The sequence below is a fragment of the Clostridium algidicarnis DSM 15099 genome (genome assembly GCF_002934235.1).
Lineage (GTDB): Bacteria > Bacillota > Clostridia > Clostridiales > Clostridiaceae > Clostridium_L > Clostridium_L algidicarnis.
On record NZ_PTIS01000003.1, the window covers coordinates 210,225 to 232,623 of the forward strand.

At 29.7% G+C, this 22,399-nt stretch carries 21 protein-coding genes and 1 other annotated feature; of the genes, 13 read left to right on the top strand and 8 right to left on the bottom strand.

Features of this window, described 5'->3' with window-relative positions; translation table 11 throughout:
• Window positions 1–37: 37 nt before the first annotated feature.
• The 5 genes from BD821_RS04235 to BD821_RS04255 all read left to right on the top strand — a co-directional run bounded on the left by BD821_RS04235 (window position 38) and on the right by BD821_RS04255 (window position 4,517).
• On the top strand, window positions 38–1,150 hold the full coding sequence (locus BD821_RS04235; RefSeq protein WP_104409462.1) for a transglutaminase domain-containing protein: 1,113 nt from the start codon (window positions 38–40) through the stop codon (window positions 1,148–1,150).
• A 197-nt stretch (window positions 1,151–1,347) separates the two neighbouring features.
• Complete coding sequence (locus BD821_RS04240) at window positions 1,348–1,959, top strand: superoxide dismutase (RefSeq protein WP_104409463.1); 612 nt, start codon at window positions 1,348–1,350, stop codon at window positions 1,957–1,959.
• Between the two features lie 127 nt (window positions 1,960–2,086).
• Complete coding sequence (locus BD821_RS04245; RefSeq protein WP_104409464.1) at window positions 2,087–2,410, top strand: thioredoxin family protein; 324 nt, start codon at window positions 2,087–2,089, stop codon at window positions 2,408–2,410.
• 129 nt (window positions 2,411–2,539) lie between these two features.
• On the top strand, window positions 2,540–3,370 hold the full coding sequence (locus BD821_RS04250) for an undecaprenyl-diphosphate phosphatase (protein WP_104409465.1): 831 nt from the start codon (window positions 2,540–2,542) through the stop codon (window positions 3,368–3,370).
• A 367-nt stretch (window positions 3,371–3,737) separates the two neighbouring features.
• Window positions 3,738–4,517: a serine hydrolase gene (locus BD821_RS04255; protein ID WP_104409466.1), complete on the top strand. Its 780-nt coding sequence runs from the start codon at window positions 3,738–3,740 to the stop codon at window positions 4,515–4,517.
• A gap of 107 nt (window positions 4,518–4,624) precedes the next feature.
• On the opposite strand, the gene BD821_RS04260 is transcribed toward BD821_RS04255, so the two are convergent.
• Window positions 4,625–5,452: a formate/nitrite transporter family protein gene (locus tag BD821_RS04260; protein WP_104409467.1), complete on the bottom strand. Its 828-nt coding sequence runs from the start codon at window positions 5,450–5,452 to the stop codon at window positions 4,625–4,627.
• 453 nt (window positions 5,453–5,905) lie between these two features.
• On the opposite strand from BD821_RS04260, the gene pflB reads away from it, so the two are divergent.
• The gene (gene pflB / locus BD821_RS04265; RefSeq protein WP_104409468.1) at window positions 5,906–8,131 is read left to right on the top strand and encodes a formate C-acetyltransferase; all 2,226 of its coding nucleotides are present in this window, start codon (window positions 5,906–5,908) and stop codon (window positions 8,129–8,131) included.
• Between the two features lie 88 nt (window positions 8,132–8,219).
• Window positions 8,220–8,939 (top strand): pyruvate formate-lyase-activating protein, encoded by a 720-nt coding sequence (gene pflA, locus BD821_RS04270; RefSeq protein ID WP_104409484.1) that lies wholly within the window; start codon window positions 8,220–8,222, stop codon window positions 8,937–8,939.
• Between the two features lie 99 nt (window positions 8,940–9,038).
• Here pflA and BD821_RS04275 read toward each other — a convergent pair whose 3' ends face one another.
• From BD821_RS04275 to rocF, 4 genes are all read right to left on the bottom strand, one after another.
• Entirely contained in the window at window positions 9,039–9,392 is a 354-nt protein-coding gene (locus BD821_RS04275) for a hypothetical protein (protein ID WP_104409469.1), read from the bottom strand.
• Between the two features lie 194 nt (window positions 9,393–9,586).
• A complete protein-coding gene (gene rd / locus BD821_RS04280) occupies window positions 9,587–9,748 on the bottom strand; it encodes a rubredoxin (protein ID WP_104409470.1) in 162 nt (53 codons plus the stop codon).
• A gap of 194 nt (window positions 9,749–9,942) precedes the next feature.
• Window positions 9,943–10,566 (bottom strand): 3'-5' exonuclease, encoded by a 624-nt coding sequence (locus BD821_RS04285; RefSeq protein ID WP_104409471.1) that lies wholly within the window; start codon window positions 10,564–10,566, stop codon window positions 9,943–9,945.
• Window positions 10,567–10,723: 157 nt separating this feature from the next.
• Window positions 10,724–11,620 carry an arginase gene (rocF, locus tag BD821_RS04290; protein ID WP_104409472.1) on the bottom strand — a complete coding sequence of 299 codons (897 nt, stop codon included), beginning with the start codon at window positions 11,618–11,620 and terminating at the stop codon, window positions 10,724–10,726.
• A 464-nt stretch (window positions 11,621–12,084) separates the two neighbouring features.
• Here rocF and BD821_RS04295 point away from each other — a divergent pair, with 464 nt between their 5' ends.
• From BD821_RS04295 to asnA, 4 genes are all read left to right on the top strand, one after another.
• Complete coding sequence (locus tag BD821_RS04295) at window positions 12,085–13,170, top strand: ABC transporter ATP-binding protein (protein ID WP_278335138.1); 1,086 nt, start codon at window positions 12,085–12,087, stop codon at window positions 13,168–13,170.
• Window positions 13,170–14,021, top strand: coding sequence for an ABC transporter permease (locus BD821_RS04300; RefSeq protein ID WP_104409473.1), 852 nt, complete (start codon window positions 13,170–13,172; stop codon window positions 14,019–14,021). Before BD821_RS04295 ends, BD821_RS04300 begins: the two co-directional genes overlap by 1 nt.
• A 2-nt stretch (window positions 14,022–14,023) precedes the next feature.
• Window positions 14,024–15,862 carry an extracellular solute-binding protein gene (locus tag BD821_RS04305; RefSeq protein WP_104409474.1) on the top strand — a complete coding sequence of 613 codons (1,839 nt, stop codon included), beginning with the start codon at window positions 14,024–14,026 and terminating at the stop codon, window positions 15,860–15,862.
• Between the two features lie 129 nt (window positions 15,863–15,991).
• Window positions 15,992–16,244, top strand: a binding site (T-box leader).
• 121 nt (window positions 16,245–16,365) lie between these two features.
• Window positions 16,366–17,373, top strand: a complete 1,008-nt coding sequence (gene asnA, locus BD821_RS04310; RefSeq protein ID WP_104409475.1) for an aspartate--ammonia ligase — start codon at window positions 16,366–16,368, stop codon at window positions 17,371–17,373.
• A 223-nt stretch (window positions 17,374–17,596) separates the two neighbouring features.
• On the opposite strand, the gene rd (BD821_RS04315) is transcribed toward asnA, so the two are convergent.
• From rd (BD821_RS04315) to BD821_RS04325, 3 genes are all read right to left on the bottom strand, one after another.
• Window positions 17,597–17,755 carry a rubredoxin gene (rd, locus tag BD821_RS04315; protein ID WP_104409476.1) on the bottom strand — a complete coding sequence of 53 codons (159 nt, stop codon included), beginning with the start codon at window positions 17,753–17,755 and terminating at the stop codon, window positions 17,597–17,599.
• Window positions 17,756–17,863: 108 nt separating this feature from the next.
• Window positions 17,864–18,391, bottom strand: coding sequence for an amidase domain-containing protein (locus tag BD821_RS04320; RefSeq protein ID WP_104409477.1), 528 nt, complete (start codon window positions 18,389–18,391; stop codon window positions 17,864–17,866).
• Between the two features lie 86 nt (window positions 18,392–18,477).
• On the bottom strand, window positions 18,478–19,143 hold the full coding sequence (locus BD821_RS04325; protein ID WP_104409478.1) for a hypothetical protein: 666 nt from the start codon (window positions 19,141–19,143) through the stop codon (window positions 18,478–18,480).
• 325 nt (window positions 19,144–19,468) lie between these two features.
• Between BD821_RS04325 and hcp the strand changes: the two genes are divergently transcribed.
• Together hcp and BD821_RS04335 are read left to right on the top strand one after the other, a co-directional pair.
• Window positions 19,469–21,319: a hydroxylamine reductase gene (gene hcp, locus BD821_RS04330; RefSeq protein ID WP_104409479.1), complete on the top strand. Its 1,851-nt coding sequence runs from the start codon at window positions 19,469–19,471 to the stop codon at window positions 21,317–21,319.
• A 216-nt stretch (window positions 21,320–21,535) separates the two neighbouring features.
• On the top strand, window positions 21,536–22,186 hold the full coding sequence (locus tag BD821_RS04335) for a nitrite/sulfite reductase domain-containing protein (protein ID WP_104409480.1): 651 nt from the start codon (window positions 21,536–21,538) through the stop codon (window positions 22,184–22,186).
• Window positions 22,187–22,399 lie beyond the last annotated feature (213 nt).

The window sequence follows — 22,399 nt, forward strand, 5'->3', positions numbered from 1 at the left end:
TAGAATTTAAATAAAAAGTTAAGTGAGGTTTTAATTTATGAAATCTGTAGTAAAAAAAGGTATATTAATTCTAATTATTGTGTCTGCTTTTGGCACATTTGCTTTTGGTTGTAAGAATAGTGTAAGTAAATCCAAAGGTGTATTAGTCGAAAAATGGGATAATATTTACACAGGTACCAATATAAAGTTTTATAATGAAGACTTTGAATCTGATTATTTGAAAAGTTTATCAAGTGAATATGAATTATCCTCTAAAGTAGATGGGTTAGAAAAAGATATGGATAAAGCTGAACAAATATTGGAGTGGACCAATGAAATGTTTGAATTTAACAAAGGTAGTATAAGTGGTAAAGAAGATGCAAAGTCAATAATAGATACTTTAAAAGATGCTAAAAAGGCTTCTGATAAAGATATGAGTATAGTTTTTACACAAGCTTTAAGATCTGTTGGTGTACAAGCAAGAGTTGGTGAATTTAAAGTTAAGGATGGTCAATTTAATAAAAAAGATTCATCTTTATACATATCAGAAGTATGGAGTAAAGACTTAAATAAGTGGGTGGCTATAGATGTGGCTAACAATGCCTGCTTTTACAAAGATGATATTCCATTAAGTGCTATAGAACTTTTGAAAAGTGATATAGATACAATAGGGATAAAAAAATCCAAAAATCTAGGAAAATATAAAAAAGAAATTTCAAAATATTTATATTCTTATTCAATACCTATTGATAATAACTTTATTGGAGTAAAAAAAAGTAATTCATTTATAAATTATTTACCAGAAGGAAATATGCCAGAAATAAAAGGTTTAAAGTCTTATGAAAATCCTTCTTTATACGTAAACAGTAGTGAATTATTTGAGGTAAGTCCGTACAAGGAGTACTCTAATGCTAAAAGCGATGATAAAGCTACATTTATTCTTATGAAAAAAGATCCTAGTACAGATAAAGATGAAGAGTTACAGTTTGTAGTAGGTGCATTTAAAGAAAGTTCTATGGTAAAGGAATATTATGCCAGTATAGATGGAATGGAGTATTACAAAGTTAATCAATACTTTGATTTAAAACTTAAGATAGGTGAAAATAAAATAATTCTTTCAGAAGATGGAAAAACACCTGTAAGAGAAATAATAATTAATTACAAAAAATAATTATTAGAATAAAAATCAACATAAAGAATATACTAAAGGTACGAATCTTTAGTATGTTCTTTATTTATTTTTATAACATTAAATAAATATATACGATATTGATTATTAATATCAACTATGATATAATAAGAATAATCAATAAATTAAAACTAAAGTTATAAAAATAAATTTAATAAAAATAAATGGAGGGAATTTAAATGAAATATAAATTACCAGAACTTAAATATGATTATAATGCATTAGAACCATATATAGATAAAGCAACTATGGAAATACATCATACTAAGCATCATGCAGCATATATAAATAACCTTAATGCTGCATTAGAAAAACATCCTGAACTTGAAAATAAGGAATTAGAAGAACTTTTAAAAGATATAGATTTAGTACCAGAAGATATAAGAGTAGCCGTAAGAAATAATGGAGGAGGTCACTATAATCACTCTATGTTTTGGAGCTTTATGGGCCCTAATAAAGGTGGAGAACCAAAAGGGCAGGTAAAAGAAGAGATAAACAAGGTATTCGGAAGCTTTGATAAATTTAAAGAAGACTTTGGTAAAGCTGCAGCTACAAGATTCGGAAGTGGGTGGGCATGGCTTGTTTTAAATAAAGATGGAAAACTTCAAATTGTGTCTACACCAAATCAGGATAATCCAATAACAGATGGTAATATACCTATTTTAGCTTTAGACGTGTGGGAACATGCTTACTATTTAAAATATCAAAACAAAAGACCTGACTATATAGAAGCATGGTGGAAAGTTGTAGATTGGGATCAAGTAGAAAGATTATATAAGAATAATAAATAATAAAGAAAAGCTTGTATACTTAAATATACAAGCTTTTTTTACGTATAAATAATAAAGATTATGAATCACTTGCAAATACCTAATGGGGGTATTAATATAAAAGTATAAAAAGTAGGAGGTATGGTTTATGATTAAATTAAATTCATTAGAGGAAATTGAAGAATTTATTAAAAACAATGATTTTAGTTTTCTTTATTTTGGGGATGAAACTTGTGGGGTTTGTATGGCATTATTGCCTAAGATTAGTAAGGTTTTAAAAGAATACCCTAACATTAAAGCAGCATATATAGAAATTGATGATGTTAAACTTGCTATGGAAAGATATTCTATATTTACAATTCCAGTTGTACTATTATATGTAGAAGGAAAAGAAACTATAAGAGAAGCTAGATTTATAAGTGTAAATGATGTGGAGGAAAAAATTAAAAGAATATCTACTATTTATAAATAATAACAAAGTATTTATTATTTTGATAAGCCAATCAATAGACAAAAGTTATTAATATACCTTATAATAGATAAGTATATATTTAAATATAATATTAAAAACCAAATTTTCTAAAAGGGGAGAAATAAATATATGTTAATAATTTTTAAGGCAATTATTATAGCTATTGTAGAAGGGATAACTGAATTTTTACCTATATCATCTACAGGGCATATGATTTTAGTGGGGGATTTAATTAAGTTTAATGGTAGCGATTTTTCTGATATGTATGAAGTTGTTATACAACTTGGAGCAATACTTGCAGTAGTGGTTTTATATTGGGCGAAAATAAGAGAAATGATAGTATCTTTCTTTAAGTTTGAGAAAAAAGGTATAAGGTTTTGGCTTAATATAATTGTAGCAACAATACCAGCTATGATAATGGGATTTGCTTTAAATAAGATTATTAAACAATATCTTTTTAATAGTAAAACTGTAATCATTGGATTTGTAGTAGGGGGTATACTTCTTATAGTTATTGAAAATAACTTTAGGAAAAGAGAAAATAGCAACACTGTAGTACGGAAATTAGAAGATATTAGCTATGGACAGGCTTTTAAAGTAGGATTATTTCAGTGTCTTGCTATGTGGCCTGGAATGTCTAGATCTGCATCTACCATAATGGGAGGATGGGTAGCTGGGCTTTCAACAACAGTTGCTACAGAATTCTCATTTTTCTTGGCTATTCCTGTAATGATAGGAGCATCAGGACTTGAACTTAAAAAATTTGACTTTTCATCTGTAGCTGCTAATGAAAAGATTGCACTAGCAGTAGGCTTTGTTGTAGCTTTTATTACAGCATTATTAGTAGTAGACAGATTTATAGCATTCTTAAAGAAAAAACCTATGAGAACATTTGCAATATATAGATTATCCGTAGCGGCTATATTCATAATACTAGTTGCTTTAAATGTAATAAAATAAAAATCTATATTAAGTAGAAGCATATATGGTTATTTAATTATATTCATAAAACTTGGGTATGATATATAACCATAATGCTTTATAAAGAGTATGCTAATATTTTAACAGTCCTCATATTTGGTATAAGTGCAAAATTATTATCTTATGTGTAATAGATATCATTTAAAGTGTATAATTAAATAAAAGGTAGTTTTAGTTGCTTTCCTCATAAATAATATAAAATTAATGCCAAAAAGGTATCTTTGAGGTTTTGTTGAGGTTTGTGTTGCGGTTAAATCTAATACAAAGAACCGTATTTTGAAACACTTAAATAAATAAAAATATATCTTTAATATTCATACAATAATCATTAAAGTTGGAGGTAAACATGAAGGAAATTAAGAAGTATTTAGAATCAAGAATAGGTGATTATAGTTTTTACTTTGAGGATTTAGATGGTGGGTATATATATGGATATAATGAAAACGTTCCTATGATATCTGCAGGGTGTATCAAACTCCCTATAGCCATGGCGATATTAAAAGAATCAGAAATAGGAAATATTAGTCTTAATGACAAACTTTCTGTTTCGATAGATGATAAAGTTTCGGGTAATGGTATAATCCATGAGTTTGAAGAAAAAGAATATAGTTTGATAGAACTTCTTATTGCTATGCTTATACAAAGTGATAATACGGCTACAAATAAGCTTGTGGATCTTGTAGGTATGAGTAAAATTAACAGTATCTTTAAAGAAATGGACTTAAAAAGCACTAAACTAAATAGAAGAGTTGAGAAAGAAAAGGATGTAGATAGTAGAATACAGAATATAACTAGTAGTTATGATTTATGTCTTTGCTGGAAGCACCTATACAATTCTAGCTATCTAAATAAAGAAAATAGCAACTGGGTTATAAGAATTATGAAAAAGCAGCAAATGAAAAATAAGTTAGCTTTTTATATGGGAGAAGAAATTAAAGAAAATATAGCAAATAAGACTGGCGACTTAAGCGGAGTAGAAAATGATACATCATTTATACAAGTACCAAAAGGTAACTTTGCATTTACTATGATGTCAAAAGGTGTACCAAACGATGTATATGGAATTGTTACTTTAGCTAAGAGCGGTAAGATGATGTGGGATATGATAATAAATAGTTGGAATTAAAGATAATACATATAAAACAAAATAAAATAAGCACGGCCTATATAGGTAGTGCTTATTTTATTTTTATATTATGGTTTAAGAACCTAGTAAATATTGAAAATTATAATTTAGACTTTATTGGTACGTATAAAGGCTAAATAAAGAGCTGCCCCTACAAAAAGAGCTCCACCTACTATATTTCCTAAGGTTACAGGCACAAGGTTACTTATGATGTTTTTTAAATTTAAACTTTGTAATTGACTCTCGGAAATACCAAGAGTAGAAACAAATTCTGGATTTGTTTTTGCTAAAAGACCTATAGAAAAATAATACATATTAGCTACGCTATGTTCGAAACCAGATACTACAAATGCCATTATGGGGAAGAAGATAGCAAATATTTTACTTATAATATCTTTTCCTGCAAAAGACATCCAAACTGAAAGACAAACTAGTATATTGCAAAGTATTCCACTTAAAAAAGATTTTATAAAAGGCAGGCTTGACTTAGTATAAGCTACCTTAATACTATAAGCCCCAAGGGCTCCGTGATTTACATCTAAAGATCCGCTGTAAAATAGTAATAAGGATACAATTATTGCACCGGCCATATTGGCGAAGTATACTATTACCCAATTCTTTATTAATTGCTTAAATGTTATCCTTTTGTGTAATAAAGGTACCATAAGTAAAACGTTTCCAGTAAAAAGATCTGTACCTGTAATTATTACTAAGATTAGTCCCACGGGGAATACTGCACCTGCAATTAGTTTAGAAATACTATAATTGGTTATGCTATGAGAAGCTGTTGCAGAAGCAAACCCACCCAAAGCTATAAACATTCCAGATAAGATACCTAAAATTAATGATTTAAGGGGAACGTAGTTAGCTTTTGCCTCGTAAATTGTTATTACTTCACTGGCTATTTCTGTAGGGTTTAACATTCGTTTTTCCATTATAAATCCTCCTAAGTTTTTGAGATTTACCTTCAAATGAAAGTTTGTGAAAAAAAGTTGTCATTTTATATATCTATATCAATATAGTGTTTGGCTAAATTCTATGTTTTCACCTAAAACTAAAGCAGTTAAATTAATAGGTCATAAAAATGATAATAAAACATAAAAACATAAACAGAGAGTAGAATAGAACTATTTAGCTAACGAACTGTATCAGTTTATAAATTTTGCTGTTATATTTTATAATAATATTTTATCACTAAAAGCTAGTAAAGTCAATGCTTACAGCCAGTTTCGAATATTAAAAATATTATAAAAGCGTGTTAAGGTATTAACAAACATGAATAAAAGTATTATAATGAAATCATGGATAATAAAAGCAAAAAGGTGACACACATTAAAAAGATCCACATTAAAAGATTTATATAATAAAACTTAAAAGGGGTGTTTTCTATGTTCAAACAATGGGAAGATTTCAAACTAGGTTCATGGACAGAAAGAATAGATGTTAGAGGATTTATTCAAAAAAATTACAAGTTATATGAAGGGGATAAGGAATTCTTAGAAGGTCCAACAGAAAGGACAAAGAAGGTTTGGGAAAAATCAAGTGAGTTAATAATTGAGGAAATTAAAAAAGGCGTTATTGATGTTGCTACAGACAGAGTTTCAGGAATAGATAACTACGAGGCTGGATACATTGATAAGGATAATGAGGTCATTTTAGGACTTCAAACTGATGCACCTTTAAAGAGAATAGTGAATCCTTGGGGTGGATGGAGAATGGTTGAAACGTCTTTAGAATCTTATGGATATAAGTTGGATGAGGACATAGAAAAGTACTTCCCTAAATTTAGAAAGACACACAATGATGGAGTTTTCGATGCTTATACAGATGATATAAAGGTAGCAAGATCTACAGGACTTTTAACAGGACTTCCTGATGCTTATGGTAGGGGAAGAATAATTGGCGATTACAGAAGAATAACTTTGTATGGTGTAGATTATTTGATAAGTGAAAAGAAAAAAGACCTTAAGGCTTTAAAGGGTGATATGTTAGATGAAGTTATAAGACATAGAGAAGAAGTTTCAGAGCAAATAAGGGCGCTACAGCTAATGAAATCTATGGCGTTAAAATATGGCATTGATATATCAAATCCTGCAAAAGATGCTAAAGAAGCTGTTCAATTTTTATATTTCGGATATTTGTCAGCAGTAAAGGAAAGTAATGGTGCTGCTATGTCTCTTGGTAGAACAAGTACCTTCTTAGATATTTATATTGAAAGAGATCTAAAAAATGGAGTTATAACAGAAAAAGAAGCTCAAGAATTAATAGATCAATTTGTAATAAAATTAAGACTTGTAAGACATCTTAGAACACCTGAATATAATGACCTTTTTGCTGGAGATCCAACCTGGGTAACTGAATCAATAGGCGGAATAAGTAAAAATGGTACACCACTTGTAACAAAGACTTCATATAGATTTTTACACACATTGGTTAACCTTGGAACAGCACCTGAACCTAATATGACTATATTATGGTCAGAAAAGTTGCCAGAAAGCTTTAAGAAGTTCTGTGCTGAGATGTCTATTTTAACAGATTCTATTCAATATGAAAATGATGATATTATGAGACCTATATATGGAGATGATTATGCTATTGCTTGCTGCGTTTCTGCTATGGAAATAGGAAAGCAAATGCAATTTTTTGGAGCGAGATGTAACTTAGCTAAGGCGTTATTATATGCTATAAATGGCGGAATTGACGAGAAAAAAGGAAGGCTTGTTGTACCTGGAATAGAAAAGATAGAAGATGGGATTTTAGAGTATGATAAAGTTAAAGAAAATTATCTAAAGGTATTAGAGTATGTTGCAGGTTTATATGTAAATACAATGAATATAATTCACTATATGCATGATAAATATGCTTATGAAGCAGGCCAAATGGCCCTTCATGATACAGAAGTTGGGAGACTTATGGCTTTTGGTGTAGCAGGGCTATCTGTAGCTGCAGATTCTTTAAGTGCTATTAAGTATGCAAAGGTTAAGCCTATAAGAGAAAATGGAATAACAGTAGACTTTGAAATAGAAGGGGAGTTTCCTAAGTTTGGGAATGATGATGATAGGGTAGATGATATTGCAGTAGAACTTGTAGAAAGATTCTCAAAAGAATTAAAATCTCATCCAACCTATAGAGGAGCAAAACACACACTTTCAGTATTAACTATTACATCAAATGTAGTTTATGGTAAGAAGACTGGAGCTACACCAGATGGTAGAAACGCTGGAGTCCCATTTGCACCAGGAGCTAATCCAATGCATGGAAGAGATCTTGAAGGAGCGTTAGCTTCACTAAACTCTGTAGCTAAGATACCATATAACCCTTGCTGTGAAGATGGAGTTTCAAATACGTTCTCTATTATTCCAGAAGCTTTAGGAAAAGAAAAAGATACCCAAATTAATAATTTAGTATCTGTAATGGATGGCTATTTTAATCAAGGCGCTCATCACTTAAATGTTAACGTGCTTCAAAGAGAGATGCTTATAGATGCTATGGAACACCCAGAAAAGTATCCAACATTAACAATAAGAGTTTCAGGTTATGCAGTTAACTTTAATAGACTTTCAAAAGATCAACAAAAAGAAGTTATAAGTAGAACATTCCACGAAAAAATATAACATATCTTAGAAAAGGCTCTATAAGAGTCTTTTCTATATTTAAATAGTAGAAAGATTATATTTGATGTGCATTACAAAGGAAGTGGAAATTATGAAAGGTAAAATACATTCTATTGAAACTATGGGGCTTGTAGATGGACCTGGAATTAGAGTTGTAGTGTTTTTCCAAGGTTGCTTACTTAGATGTGCTTATTGCCATAACCCTGATACCTGGAACTTTAAAGGTGGAGAAGAAATTGAAGCCTTAGACCTTATTAAGAAAATATCAAGGTATAAGTCTTATTTTTATAAGTCAGGGGGCGGGGTAACATTTTCTGGAGGTGAGCCACTTATGCAACCTAAGTTTTTACTGGAAGTTTTAAAATTGTGTAAGGAAAATGGAATTAAAACTGCATTAGATACTTCGGGATACGGGCTTTCAGACTATGATGAAATATTAAAATACACAGACTTGGTTTTGTTTGATATAAAAAATGTATCTGAAGAAGGCTACTTAAATTTAACTGGTAAAGATGGAAAAGAATCTTGGAGATTCTTGCATGCAGTAGAAAAGTCTAACGCTAAGATTTGGATAAGACATGTGATAATTCCAGGAATTACAGATTCTATAGAACATATAACAGAGCTTTCTAAATTAATAAAGCAAATAAAGAATGTAGAAAAGGTAGAATTATTACCTTATCATACCTTAGGTCTAGATAAGTATAAGAGTATGGACATTAAGTATAAGTTAGAAGGCATTGAGCCTATGGATAAAGATAAATGTAAGGAATTAGAATTAAAACTAACAGCATTATTAAACTTATAAAATTTATCTTAAGTCTGACTAATTAATTCCACAAAAGAATAAATAAAATAAAAAAATAGACTAGCATACACTAGTCTATTTTTTTATTTTATTTATAGTTTAAGACCAGTAACAATACCAAAGACCATCGCTAGGTATTGGTAAGTCTGTTTCTAGAATTATATTGCCGTCTAAAGGCATTTTTCTATATTGCTTTCTTCTGCCACTTGGATAAATTAATTCTACCATTCTACCTTTTCTAAATAGCTCATTAGCCTTGTCATATTCAATAGGCTCAATCATTACCCAATTATCTTCAAGGCTTAGCTTTTCATAACCGGTATTTCTAACGCTTATATTTTTTTCATCACCAGTAACTCCAACTATACACCCTTTATCATTTATAGCTTTTAAAGTAGGTTTATCTCTTAAAATCTTTAACATATCGATAGTATCTAATTTTTTAGAATCCATATAAAATGCCCCCTTTAATTATATAATACTTAATCTTTGATGAATAAAACTTATGAAATAGTATAAATATCTCAAATGGTTATTTATAAATATATTAAACCATAATCAAATAAAAGACAAGCTTTCAAAAGTATCAATGAGCATTTTAGTAAATAAAAAGTCTATACTCAAAAGTGTATAGACTTTTTGCTTTTTTATTCAGTTACTTCAAATTGATCTTTGCCAACTCCACAAAGTGGGCACACCCATTCTTCAGGTACATTTTCAAAACTAGTTCCTGGTGCTACTCCGTTATCTTCATCTCCAATTTCAGGATCGTAAACATAACCACATACTATACAAACATATTTTTGCATGGTAAAATCCTCCTTCACATTTAAAATAAGTAATCTAATATTCATTACTAATAAATATTAGATTACATTCATTATAAACAAAATATATATCCTTTACAAGTAATAGAATTAAGAATATACAATTTGTTTAAATAAAAGTTTATAGTATTAAACAATAGTATAATTTCTTAAATTATTAAATAATTTATTGAAAATTAAATGTTAATTTTAGACTCTAGCATATTAGAAAAGTACTGCTTTGGAATAAACCCTTTTTTTATTCCTTCTATAACTATAAGATAAGTAGCAGTAGTATCAAATCTTGCATCGTGATAATTGCCTGATCCACCAAAAAGCTTTTGGGTAAGCTCTTCAATTTTACTCTTGCTTATGTTTAAAAAGGCAATGACTTCTTCTAGCTTAGGATTTTTTATATCTCCTCTACTATTAGATAATCTACAAATATTTTTGTAGTAGCCCATAGTGCAAAAAGGTATTTTGGGATTGAATTCTTCCCCACAACCTTCAACTTCGTGCCTTAAAAATTTAATGTCAAAATTAACATTATGGCCTATTACTATATCTGAAGATAAAAAGTCATCCATGAAGCTCTCGTATTGATCTTCAAAATAAAGTCCACCACTTAATTCATAAAGAGACTCTAAGGAAAAACCATGTATCTTTTCAGCAGAAGGCTCCATAGATTCTACTGTAAAAAAGATGTTTTTACCTATAGTTCTTTGAGGTTTCGCTGCAGTATCTACTAATATATAACTCAATTGGCATATGCTGCCAGGTCTTAAATCTGTTGTTTCGGTATCAAAAAAAATTAATTTCATCTAGTAAACCTCCTGATAATAATACAACTATAAAAGTAATTATAACATAAACACTATTATTATTAAATAAGAAGAGGTTGTCCAGTTGAGTTAAATAAAAGATAACTTGAAAATTACATAATTATACTGTCGCTACAGGAGAATTATTTTTATTAATTTAAATATGACTAAATATTAGATCAATCATTTCTAAAGATAATTCTAGAGTTTTATTATCTTTATCAATTTTAGGGTTTAGTTCAACAAAATCCATAGACTTAACATTCTTTGTGTCTAAAATAGACATTAAGATATATTTAACTTCAACTATGCTTAATCCATTAGATACAGGTGTACCAGTTCCAGGAACTAACTTTGAATCTAAAGCGTCAATGTCAAAACTTAGATGAATATTTTTACTGCCATTATTACTTAAAATTTCAATAAGTTCATTTATAACAGATTCTATACCATTCTTTTTTATATGTTCTGTAGACCAAACATTAAGACCAAGCTTTGATATAAGATCCCTTTCACCTTTATCTAAATCTCTTGCTCCTATTATATAAACATTTTTAGGATTAACCTTTCTACCTTTATAAAAGACATTTGTTAAATTCTCGTGTCCAATACCCATAGCAGCAGAAAGTGGCATTCCATGAACATTGCCAGATGGAGAAGTTGTATCTGTGTTTATATCTCCATGAGCATCTACCCAAATAACACTTATATCATCTAAATATTTACTAGCTCCAGAAACGCTACCAAGCCCTAAGGAGTGATCTCCACCAACAATAAAAGGGAAAACACCTGAATTTAATGAATTGTATACTTCATTTGCTAAATCTTCATTTACCTTCGTTACGGTGTCTAAATATTTCATAGTTTTATGTGCCACATATTTATGACTTTCATCCACTTTTGGAACAATAATGTTTCCTAAATCACAAAGTTCATGACCGTACTTCTTTGCAATATTATCGATACCGTTTTCTCTTAATATATCAGGACCAAATTCTACACCTTTATTATCACAACCGTAAAATATAGGTACACCAATTAAATTTATTTTCATAAGAAAGCACCTCCTTGAATAATTCTATAAATATATTCTATAATCAAATTTATAAAATTTTATTATAGAATATATTTATTTTTACAAACAAAAACAATTATATAGGTATTTTAAAAAAAATAAAGTACTTTATTAAAATATGTATTATTAAAAATATTCTAAATAATTTGACTGGGTTAATTTAAAGGTTTTACAAATGTAAAGAAAAATTTATATATTATAAGTGGTATATTTAAGTATTATTTTTAATATAGTTAGTAGCTTTTGTGATTTAATAGTATTAATTAAAAAAAACAGTGAAATTTAAGGTAAAACTATTGTATAAGCTATGTAATTATGATATATTTTTATACGAAAATTATATTTTCGACTACTGTTTAATAATTATCTTCTTTGCCTGAAAAAGGTGGGGAAGTTTTCTTTTTTATAAAAAAACAAATGCAAGGTAAGGAGTTGAGAATAGGTTGGCGAGTAAAACAATTGTTCAATTAGTAAATGCGTTTAAATCCTATGAAAAGAATGGAAAGCCAGTGGTTAAAGGAATATCTCTTGATGTAAAAGAAGGAGAGTTTTTAACTATTTTAGGTCCTAGTGGCTGTGGAAAAACTACAACCTTAAGAATGATAGCGGGATTTGAAGAATTAACTAGTGGAAATATATATATTGATAAGGAAGAAGTTTCTTTAAAGGCACCTTATGAAAGAAATGTTAATACGGTATTTCAAAATTATGCGTTATTTCCTCATCTTAATGTTTATAATAATATTGCGTTTGGTCTTACTATGAAAAAGGTAGCCAAGACAAAAATCAAAGAGAAAGTAACTGAAATGATTAAAATAGTTAGACTTGAGGGCTACGAGGATAGGATGCCATCACAGCTAAGTGGAGGCCAAAAACAAAGGGTAGCTATTGCTAGAGCTATTATAAACAGCCCTAAAGTACTACTTCTAGATGAACCCTTAGGAGCTTTAGATCTTAAACTAAGAAAACAGATGCAATTAGAATTGAAACATCTTCAAAAAGAATTAGGTATTACATTTATATATGTTACTCATGATCAAGAAGAAGCTTTAACTATGTCTGATAGAATAGCTGTCATGAATGAAGGTAATTTAGAACAAATAGCTTCTCCAGAAGAAATATATGAAAAACCTAAAACTAAATTTGTAGCTGATTTTATAGGAGAAACCAACTTAATAGAAGGAAAGGTTTCGTCTATTGAAAATGAAAAGGCTTTGCTAGAGATAGGACAAAATAAAAATATAAAAGTAGAGGACCTTGGATTTTCAATAGGAGAGTTTGTATGTATAGCAGTTAGGCCAGAAAGATTGAAGATTAAGAGCAAGCCTAATTTAGATGACCAGTGGTTAGAGGGTACATTAAAGGAAAAGATATATATGGGATCTGTTTTGAAAACTGTGGTAGAACTTAATAATGGTAAAGACATAGTCATAAATGAATTTGCGGGAGAAAACTTTGATTTTACAAATAAAAAGGAAAAAGTTTTCGTAACCTGGAAGACTAATAGTGCAGTGGTGGTAAGAGCCTAATGAAAAAAAAGAAAAGATCATATAGGCTTCTTTACCCCGTAGTAATTTGGATGACTTGTTTTTTCTTAATTCCTGTTGCACTTATGGTACTTGTAAGTTTTTTTACAAGAGGTGAGTTTGGCGAGGTTATATATAGTTTTAATCTGGAAAGTTACATAAGATTCATGGACCCATTATATTTAAACATATTATTAAAATCGCTTATTATTGCTCTTTTTACCACGGTTATTTGCTTAGTATTTGCTTATCCTTTTGCATTTTTTATAGGTAGATCTCCTAAAAAGTTTAGGGGTCCACTTATTATGCTAGTAATGCTACCTTTTTGGACTAATTCACTTATAAGAACTTATGCTTGGATAATACTTTTAAGAACAGAGGGCATAATTAATTCATACCTTATAAAATTAAACTTTATATCAGAACCTTTAAAATTACTTTATACTAATACATCGGTGCTCATTGGTATGGTATATATGATGTTTCCGTTTATGGTATTACCTATTTATTCTTCCGTAGAAAAGATCGACAAGTCCCTTATTGAAGCGGCATCAGATTTAGGAGCAAATCCATTTAAAAACTTTGCTCGGATAATATGGCCTCTTACTATGCCAGGGGTTATGGCAGGGGCACTTTTGGTATTTGTACCTACCTTAGGATACTTTTTTATACCAGATCTTATGGGTGGTAGTAAGGTTATATTGATTAGTAACCTTATTAAGAATCAATATCTTATGGCAAGAGACTGGCCTTTTGGATCTGCTATTTCTGTTATACTGATCGTAGTTATACTTATTATAATAGGTGGATATTTTAAGATTACAAAATCTAAGTATAAGGATAAGGTGATGTAGAGTTGAAAAAGAATAATTTAAAGGTTCTTGGAAAAGTTTATTCAGCGTTAATTTACTTTATACTTTATATTCCAATAATAGTACTTATAATATTTTCATTTAACCAATCTAAATTAAATGCTACTTGGACAGGATTCACATTTAAATGGTATCAAAAGCTTTTAACTAATAGTGGGCTTTTAGTATCCGTTAAAAACAGCCTTATAATTGCATTTGTTAGCAGTATAGTGTCTGTAATAATTGGAACACTTACTGCAGTTGGTATATATAAATCAAAATTTAAGGGGAAGTCTATAGTAGATGGAATGCTCTATATTCCTATAGTTATACCTGAGATAGTTCTAGGTATTGCTTTATTAGCATTTTTTTCTTTGGCTAAAATCAGTAGTGGTATATTAACACTTATTATAGCCCATATAACCTTTAGTATATCTTATGTAGTAGTTGTAGTAAGGGCTAGACTAGATGGATTTGATAAGTCTATAGAAGAGGCTGCTATGGATCTTGGAGCAACACCATTTCAAACATTTATGAAGATTACACTTCCAAGCATTATGCCAGGAGTTATTGCAGGAGGACTTTTAGCATTTACATTATCTATAGATGATGTAATAATAAGTTTTTTTGTAGCTGGACCTAGTAGTATGACCTTTCCTTTGAAGGTTTTTAATATGGTGAAATTTGGGGTTAGCCCAGAAATTAATGCTTTGTCTACAGTACTTATAATACTAACAGTTACTGTGGTTATAGTTGCAGAAAAGATAAGGTCTAATAATATTAAAAGTAAAAACATTAAAAGAGTTTTAGCATCTCTTATGAGCTTTATTTTTATATTTACATTAGGAGTTTGGAAGGCTTCTAGTAAAGCTGTTCATTATGAGGGAGAATTAAATATTTTTAATTGGTCCGATTACATACCGCAGCCTGTTATTGAGGAGTTTGAAAGACGATATAATATAAAAGTTAATTATTCTAGCTATGGTTCTAATGAAGAGATGTTAGCAAAAATGATGGCAGGTGGAAATGGATACGATGTAGTTGTAGCTGCGGACTATATGGTGGATATAATGAGAAAACAAGATATGCTTGAAGAGATAGATACAGGTAATTTAAATAATTGGTCTAATATTGGATCAGAATTTAAGAACTTATATTTCGATAAGGAAAATAAGTACAGTGTTCCATATATGAGGTCAGAGGCTATAATAGTGGTGGACTCTACTAAAATAAAAGATGGAGAAATAAAAGACTTTAATGATCTTTGGAAAGAGAAATTTAAAGATTCAATAGTTATGATGGATGATCCAAGAGGGGTTATTGGTATGACACTTAAAACATTAAAATATGATTTTAATGAAACGGATGTTAATAAATTAAATGAAGCAAAAATTAAATTAAAGAAACTTCAACCTAATATAAAGGCTTACGATAGTGATAACTCTAAGGCTATGCTTATAAGTAGAGAAGTTCCAATAGGGGTTGCCTGGTCTGCAGAGGCAGGTTTTGCAATGGCAGAAAATAAGGATCTTAAAGCCATTATACCAGGGGAAGGATTATTCTTACAACAAGATAACTTTGTAATACCAAAGGGCTCAAAAAATTCTAAAGAAGCAGAACTGTTCCTAAATTATGTATTAGAATCAGATGTGAGTATAGAATTTACTAAAGCTTATCCTTATACAAATTGTAATGAAGCAACATATCCAATGACACCAAAAGAAATACTAGAAAGTCCTTTGTCTTTTCCACCAAAGGAGGAATTAGAAAAAGGAGATTACTTAATGGATATAGGAGATGCTGTGAAGTATTATGATTTAATTTGGTCAGAAATTAAGAATTAGTATTTTAAATTTTAGTTGTGGAACTTTATAAACTTTCAGTATTTTAAAAGGAAACTGTGTATAAAAAATATTATAATAATATTGACAATTTGCTATTAACACTATATAATAACAACAAATAAATAATTATAATAAGCATTGACAGGAAGAGTACTTATAAAGGAAAGTTTTAGCGAGTGGGAGTTGGTGGAAGTCCTATACTAAATTTATAATGAAGAACATCCTAGAGCTTTCAAGCGAAATCTAAGAGAGTAGTATTGAACGGGGCCTAAACGTTAAAAATAGGACAGTATCGAATTGATTGATTCATTCTGTACTGATTAAGTGAACTATTTTAGTTAACATGGGTGGTACCACGGAAGTTTAGTCTTTCGTCCTAATTTATTAGGACGAAGGGCTTTTTTTATTTAAGTGGATTAGGCCATATTCATTGAATCTATAAGGGAAAATTATTTATTTTCTAAAATAAAAAACCTATAAGGTGACAGAAAGTTGGAGCAATTATGGAAACAATAATACCAAAAGCATATGAAACAAAGCTAGATATAAAAGAAACAGAGATAGCTATAAAAAAGGTTAAGGATTATTTTGAAGATAATCTTACAGAAGCATTAAATTTAACAAGGGTATCTGCTCCTTTATTTGTAACTAGTGATACTGGATTAAATGATGACTTAAATGGAATAGAAAGACCTGTAAGCTTTGGAATTAAAGCTTTAAAGGAGCGAGAAGCTCAAATAGTCCACTCACTAGCTAAGTGGAAGAGGATGGCTTTACATAGATATGGGTTTAAGAAAGGTGAAGGTCTTTACACTGATATGAACGCCATAAGAAGAGATGAGGACCTAGATAATATACATTCTATATATGTAGATCAATGGGACTGGGAAAAGATTATCTTGAAAGAAGAAAGAAATATAGAAACTTTAAAAAAAATAGTAAAGTCCATATATAAGGTATTTAAAGAAACAGAAGAGTATATTTGCAGTGAGTATGCTAGTTTAAATAAGATTTTGCCGGAAGAAATATTCTTTATAACTACGCAAGAGTTAGAAGACATGTATCCAAAGTTAACATCAAAAGAAAGAGAGCACGCTATTTGTAAAGAGAAGAAGGCAGTATTTTTAATGCAAATAGGAGGGAGGTTAAAGTCAGGTGAAAGACATGATGGAAGAGCTCCAGATTATGATGATTGGAACTTAAATGGAGATATATTATTTTGGTATCCAGTGTTAAATATTGCACTTGAACTATCTTCTATGGGGATAAGGGTAGATGAAAAAACACTAGAAAAACAACTAAGTATTGCAAGTTGTGATCATAAAAGATCATTAGAATTTCATAAGATGTTATTAGAAGGTAAGTTACCATATACTATAGGTGGGGGAATAGGTCAGTCAAGGATATGTATGTATTTCCTTAGAAAAGCTCATATTGGAGAAGTTCAAGCTTCTTTATGGGGTGAAGAAATACATAAGATTTGTGAAGAAAGTAATGTTGATTTGCTTTAACAATAGACATTTCGAGCTTCCACAATATAGAGATGCCACTGAACATTTGCATATAGTTGTTAAAAAGATTTAACAAATAAAAACTCTTGATGTATATAAAACAATCAAGAGCTTTTTATATTGGATTAAAATTAATTTAAAAGCTAATTAGAAAAGAGAATATAGTCCTTAGTTAATAAAAGAAAGAGTCTATCCTGTTTAAATCTAATCCTAAATGTTATTATTATAATTCTTCGAAAACATACTTACCTTCTCCACAAACAGGACAAAGCCAATCTTCTGGAATGTCATCAAAGGAAGTACCTTTTGATATACCATTTTGAATATCGCCTACCTCAGGGTCGTATATATAACCACATTCTACGCATACATATTTTTTCATAATCATCTCTCCTAGCTATATTTTATAGATGGTCCTAACCTTAACTTTTTTCAAACAAATTTTATAGCTAATAATACTATAATAATAAGAAATAATCAATAATGAAAATTAAATAACAATCTTTACAAAGTGTATTTTATAAGCAGTCCAAGAACTTCTAAAAGGTATATTCAAAGCGTCAAAGGAATTTTGAGAGATTAAAGGCTCTTTTCCTATAAAAGAGGTTATAATAGCTGAATGAAAAATAACGTGTCTATTATCTTCAAAAAACACAAGGTCTCCAACCTCTAAAAGCTCTTTGTTAGATACTTCTAAACCTTTTACGTAGGGGGAGTTAATACTTTCATTTACTCTTAAAAAGTAATACAGGGAATGAGCTACAGCCCATGAAATGGACCAAGTATCCTTCATTACATTTCCATTATATTTTTTATACCACCAAGGATGATGAGTATTAAAGTCCATAAGGGCACCACCAGCAAATAAACACTGTGATACAAAGTTAGAACAATTTCCACTTGTGTCACCTGAAAGAGGGAAATATCTATATTTAGGATTATGTTTTAAGGCATAAGTTGTAGCATAAGTTGTAGCATTATATCTTTTATAAGAATTTTGTCTATATGATTTATTCATATTAATATAGCCTCTTTAAATAAATATTATTATTAATAATATATATTTAAGGAGGCTATATTATACCTTAATTAATACAAGGATAACTAAGCATCTTTTTTATATATGGAGTTTATAAAAGTATAATCTCCATTATTATCTTGTATAATCTGTTTGTAGATGAACATCGGATTTATAGTTTCTACAAAGGATTCAATCCAAGACTTCCTTAGGGTATAAAATATGTTTATATCTCCATTTACTAAATCCCAATACTTCTTGTGAAGACACTTAGAAGTAATCCATTGCAAATTATACTCAGTATCTTCTGATACGCTATTTACATTATCACAAGGCATACCTTCTAAAATGTAATTATTAACAGCTTTAAATAAGTCTCTTGGACTTTCTAGAGGAGAATCCTCTTTAACTTCTTTGCCGCAAATTTCTCCTTGAGCTTTAAAGGCATCTATAATGATACTTTTAGAATCTTCACCAAATTCTAAGATGAGCTTTGTAACTAAGGCCGCAGTTCTTTTTTCAGTTAAAGATATCTTTTCTTGAAGCCACCCATGAATATTAGATTTATCAATAATATCCTCAAGGGGAAGATCTTCTGTAGGATGTCCTAAGTTATTAACGATTTCTTCATATATAATAGAAGCATCACCATACTTTTTATCAAAGGCCTCCACTATATCTTTTTCTAACATTTCAGAAACCTTTATTTTATTAAAAAGCCATGAATGTATAGGTGCTAAAAATTTACTCATATATTTCTCCTTTCAAAAACGAATTAATTATTTAATATAATAATATGAAATTATATTACTCTTGTCGGTAACATATATTACAAAAAATAAAATTTTGATAATAGTTAATATATAACATTTAATGATATGACTTAAATAAATTAAAAGAATTTAGAGTAGTGTAACATCTGTTACCGATAATAAAGATGAGGTCTAGTAGAATAACATCATAAGGTATTCCAAAGGAAACTAAAAAGATTAGCTTTATAAAATATAAAGCTCACACTTTGGAATATGCATAAAGATAGTTAAGAAATTAAATAAATCTCAAGGAGGAATTGATCATATGATAACAAGAGAAACTGTAATAGGTGACGTTTTAAAGGTTAACCCAAAAGCAGCTGAAATATTAATGTCAAAGGGACTAGGGTGTATAGGGTGTCCTTCATCACAAATGGAATCTTTAGAGGACGCAGCTGACATACATGGTATAGATGTTAAAGAATTAGTAGATTCATTAAATGAAGGACTCTCACTAAAAAAAGAAATTCAAAGTGAAATGTTTTGTTACCAATGCGAACAAACTGTAGGCGGAAAAGGTTGTGTTAAAGTAGGGGTATGTGGTAAAAATGCAAATATTGCTGCACTACAAGATCTTCTAATACATCAATTAAAGGGAATAGGGTTTTATGGTTATAAGGCCATGGAAAAAGGCATTGAGTTAAGCGATGAAATGGATAGATTCATGATGGATGGATTATTTACTACATTAACTAATGTTAACTTCCATGATGAGAGATTAGTTCAATTAATAAATAAAGCTAATGAAATGAAAAAAGAAGTAAAAGCTTTAGCCGGAAATGTTGATATAAAAGGATTTGAAGAGGCAGACTACATGGCTCCATCTTTAGTAGAAGATATGATAGAAGATGCTGCAAAGTTTGGAGTAATGGTAGACAAGTCATTAAATGAAGATATACGCTCATTAAGAGAACTTTGTGTTTATGGGTTAAAAGGTATGGCAGCTTATGGACACCATGCTTACGTACTAGGATTTACAAATAAAGAAGTTAATAAGTTCTTTTATAAGGGTCTTATGAGCACTTTAGATAATAATTTATCTGTAAGTGATTTAGTAGGATTAAATATGGAGCTTGGACAAGTTAACTTTAAAATTATGGAACTATTAGATAAAGCTAATACTGGTAGTTATGGTCATCCTGAACCTACAGAAGTTCTAATTACAAAGAAAAAAGGACCTTTCATAGTAATATCAGGTCATGATCTTAAAGATTTAAAACAATTATTAGAGCAAACAGAAGGAAAAGGTATTAATATATATACTCATGGAGAAATGCTTCCAGGACATGCTTACCCAGAACTTAAAAAATACTCTCACTTAGTAGGTAACTTTGGTGGAGCATGGCAAGATCAACAAAAGGAATTTGATAATATTCCAGGAGCTATACTTATGACAACAAATTGTATTCAAAAGCCAAAAGAAAGTTATATGGATAGAATATTTACTTCAGGAGTAGTAGCATTTCCAGGATGTGACCACATATTAGCAGATGAAAATGGAGTTAAAGATTTTAGCGAAGTTATAAATCACGCTTTAGAACTTGGTGGATGGAATGAAGATGAAGATGAAAAGAAAATATTAGTAGGATTTGGACATAACGCTACATTAAGTCATGCTAATGAAATAGTAGGAGCAGTAAAGGAAGGGTTAATAAAGCACTTCTTCCTAATAGGTGGATGTGACGGAGCTAAATCTGGAAGAAACTATTACACTGAACTTGCAACATCACTTCCAAGTGATACAGTTATAATGACTTTAGCTTGTGGAAAGTATAGATTTAATAAGCTTGACTTTGGAACAGTTGCAGGACTTCCAAGACTGCTAGATGTAGGACAATGTAATGATGCATATTCAGCAGTAAAAATAGCTTTAGCCTTAGCAGACGCTTTTGAATGTGGAGTTAATGATTTACCTCTTTCAATAATATTATCTTGGTATGAGCAAAAAGCTGTATGTATATTACTTACATTATTATCCTTAGATATAAAGAACATTAAGCTTGGACCAACATTACCAGCATTTATATCACCAAATGTATTGCAAGTTTTAGTGGATAACTTTGGAATTAGCCCAATAACTAATGCAGAAAATGATATAAAAGAAATATTAGGATAAAAAAGCTATATAATCAAGGTGTGTTAAAAATAAATATACTAAATAAATGTATTTTTAAAATACCTAATAAATGATAATTATAAAAAGTCCTTGATATATTGAATTTTAACAGATAAAATTTAATTATATTGAGGACTTTTATAGATTACGGTATTAGTGAATTTAGGTGCAATTTTATTGTTAAAATAAAAAATATGTATTATAAGGAGATTCATTATGGGAGCACATTACGGAAACCTTCAAAAGATAAGAGATGGAAAGAGAACTTTTGCAATTACACCATTTATACCAGCAGGATTTATACTTCCTGATACTTTAATAAAAATTTCAGAAGTAACTAAAAAGTATAATGGAGTACTTAAAATAACTTCAGGTCAAAGGATTATGATAACAAATCTAAAGGAAGAAGACTTACCTATAATTTGGGAAGAACTTGGTATGGAACCAGCAGTTAAAAGTCAATATTCAGTTAAAAATGTGGAAATGTGTCCAGCAGGGTTTTGTAAAAGGTCAAAATATAATACTATTGGTATTGGCATGAAATTATTGAATAAATTTTATGGAGCTGAAATGCCAAACAGAACTAAGATAGGTGTGGCAGGATGTAGAAATGCTTGTGGGAGTGTCTATGCAAGAGATGTTGGTGTTATAGCTGACAAACCTGGGTTTATAGTTGTGGCAGGTGGATCAGCAGGCTTTAATCCAAGACTTGCAGATATAATAGCTAAAGATATAAGTGAAAAAGAGGCTTATGAATTAGTAGAAAGAATATTAAACTTTTATAATGAAGCAGCCACTTTTGGAGAAAAGCTAGGAGATTTTATTGATAAAATAGGACTAGAAGAATTTAAAAAATCTGTATTATAAAAAAGATTAACTCTTTAGAAGCTCTCTATACAAGATTACCCTTAAGATTTTTCAATTCAACTTAAGTTACAATTTTAAATGTAAAAGCTTATAATTGATGATTAAGATACAAGAGGCAGTTAGAGTATAATTTTAGTAGGCAGAACTAGTATAAAAAACTATATAAATAAAAGGAGATGCAAAAACATCTCCCCAATACATAAATTATCCATT

Excerpts from the sequence above, each read along its gene's own strand:
- rd (WP_104409476.1), bottom strand. The coding sequence starts at position 17,755 with ATGAAAAAATATGTATGCGTAGAATGTGGTTATATATACGACCCTGAG.
- hcp (WP_104409479.1), top strand. The coding sequence starts at position 19,469 with ATGATAACAAGAGAAACTGTAATAGGTGACGTTTTAAAGGTTAACCCA.
- BD821_RS04300 (WP_104409473.1), top strand. The coding sequence starts at position 13,170 with ATGAAAAAAAAGAAAAGATCATATAGGCTTCTTTACCCCGTAGTAATT.
- BD821_RS04260 (WP_104409467.1), bottom strand. The coding sequence starts at position 5,452 with ATGGAAAAACGAATGTTAAACCCTACAGAAATAGCCAGTGAAGTAATA.
- BD821_RS04250 (WP_104409465.1), top strand. The coding sequence starts at position 2,540 with ATGTTAATAATTTTTAAGGCAATTATTATAGCTATTGTAGAAGGGATA.
- BD821_RS04325 (WP_104409478.1), bottom strand. The coding sequence starts at position 19,143 with ATGAGTAAATTTTTAGCACCTATACATTCATGGCTTTTTAATAAAATA.
- rd (WP_104409470.1), bottom strand. The coding sequence starts at position 9,748 with ATGCAAAAATATGTTTGTATAGTATGTGGTTATGTTTACGATCCTGAA.
- BD821_RS04335 (WP_104409480.1), top strand. The coding sequence starts at position 21,536 with ATGGGAGCACATTACGGAAACCTTCAAAAGATAAGAGATGGAAAGAGA.
- BD821_RS04255 (WP_104409466.1), top strand. The coding sequence starts at position 3,738 with ATGAAGGAAATTAAGAAGTATTTAGAATCAAGAATAGGTGATTATAGT.
- BD821_RS04245 (WP_104409464.1), top strand. The coding sequence starts at position 2,087 with ATGATTAAATTAAATTCATTAGAGGAAATTGAAGAATTTATTAAAAAC.
- BD821_RS04275 (WP_104409469.1), bottom strand. The coding sequence starts at position 9,392 with ATGGATTCTAAAAAATTAGATACTATCGATATGTTAAAGATTTTAAGA.
- BD821_RS04285 (WP_104409471.1), bottom strand. The coding sequence starts at position 10,566 with ATGAAATTAATTTTTTTTGATACCGAAACAACAGATTTAAGACCTGGC.
- BD821_RS04320 (WP_104409477.1), bottom strand. The coding sequence starts at position 18,391 with ATGAATAAATCATATAGACAAAATTCTTATAAAAGATATAATGCTACA.
- BD821_RS04235 (WP_104409462.1), top strand. The coding sequence starts at position 38 with ATGAAATCTGTAGTAAAAAAAGGTATATTAATTCTAATTATTGTGTCT.
- rocF (WP_104409472.1), bottom strand. The coding sequence starts at position 11,620 with ATGAAAATAAATTTAATTGGTGTACCTATATTTTACGGTTGTGATAAT.
- pflB (WP_104409468.1), top strand. The coding sequence starts at position 5,906 with ATGTTCAAACAATGGGAAGATTTCAAACTAGGTTCATGGACAGAAAGA.
- BD821_RS04240 (WP_104409463.1), top strand. The coding sequence starts at position 1,348 with ATGAAATATAAATTACCAGAACTTAAATATGATTATAATGCATTAGAA.
- asnA (WP_104409475.1), top strand. The coding sequence starts at position 16,366 with ATGGAAACAATAATACCAAAAGCATATGAAACAAAGCTAGATATAAAA.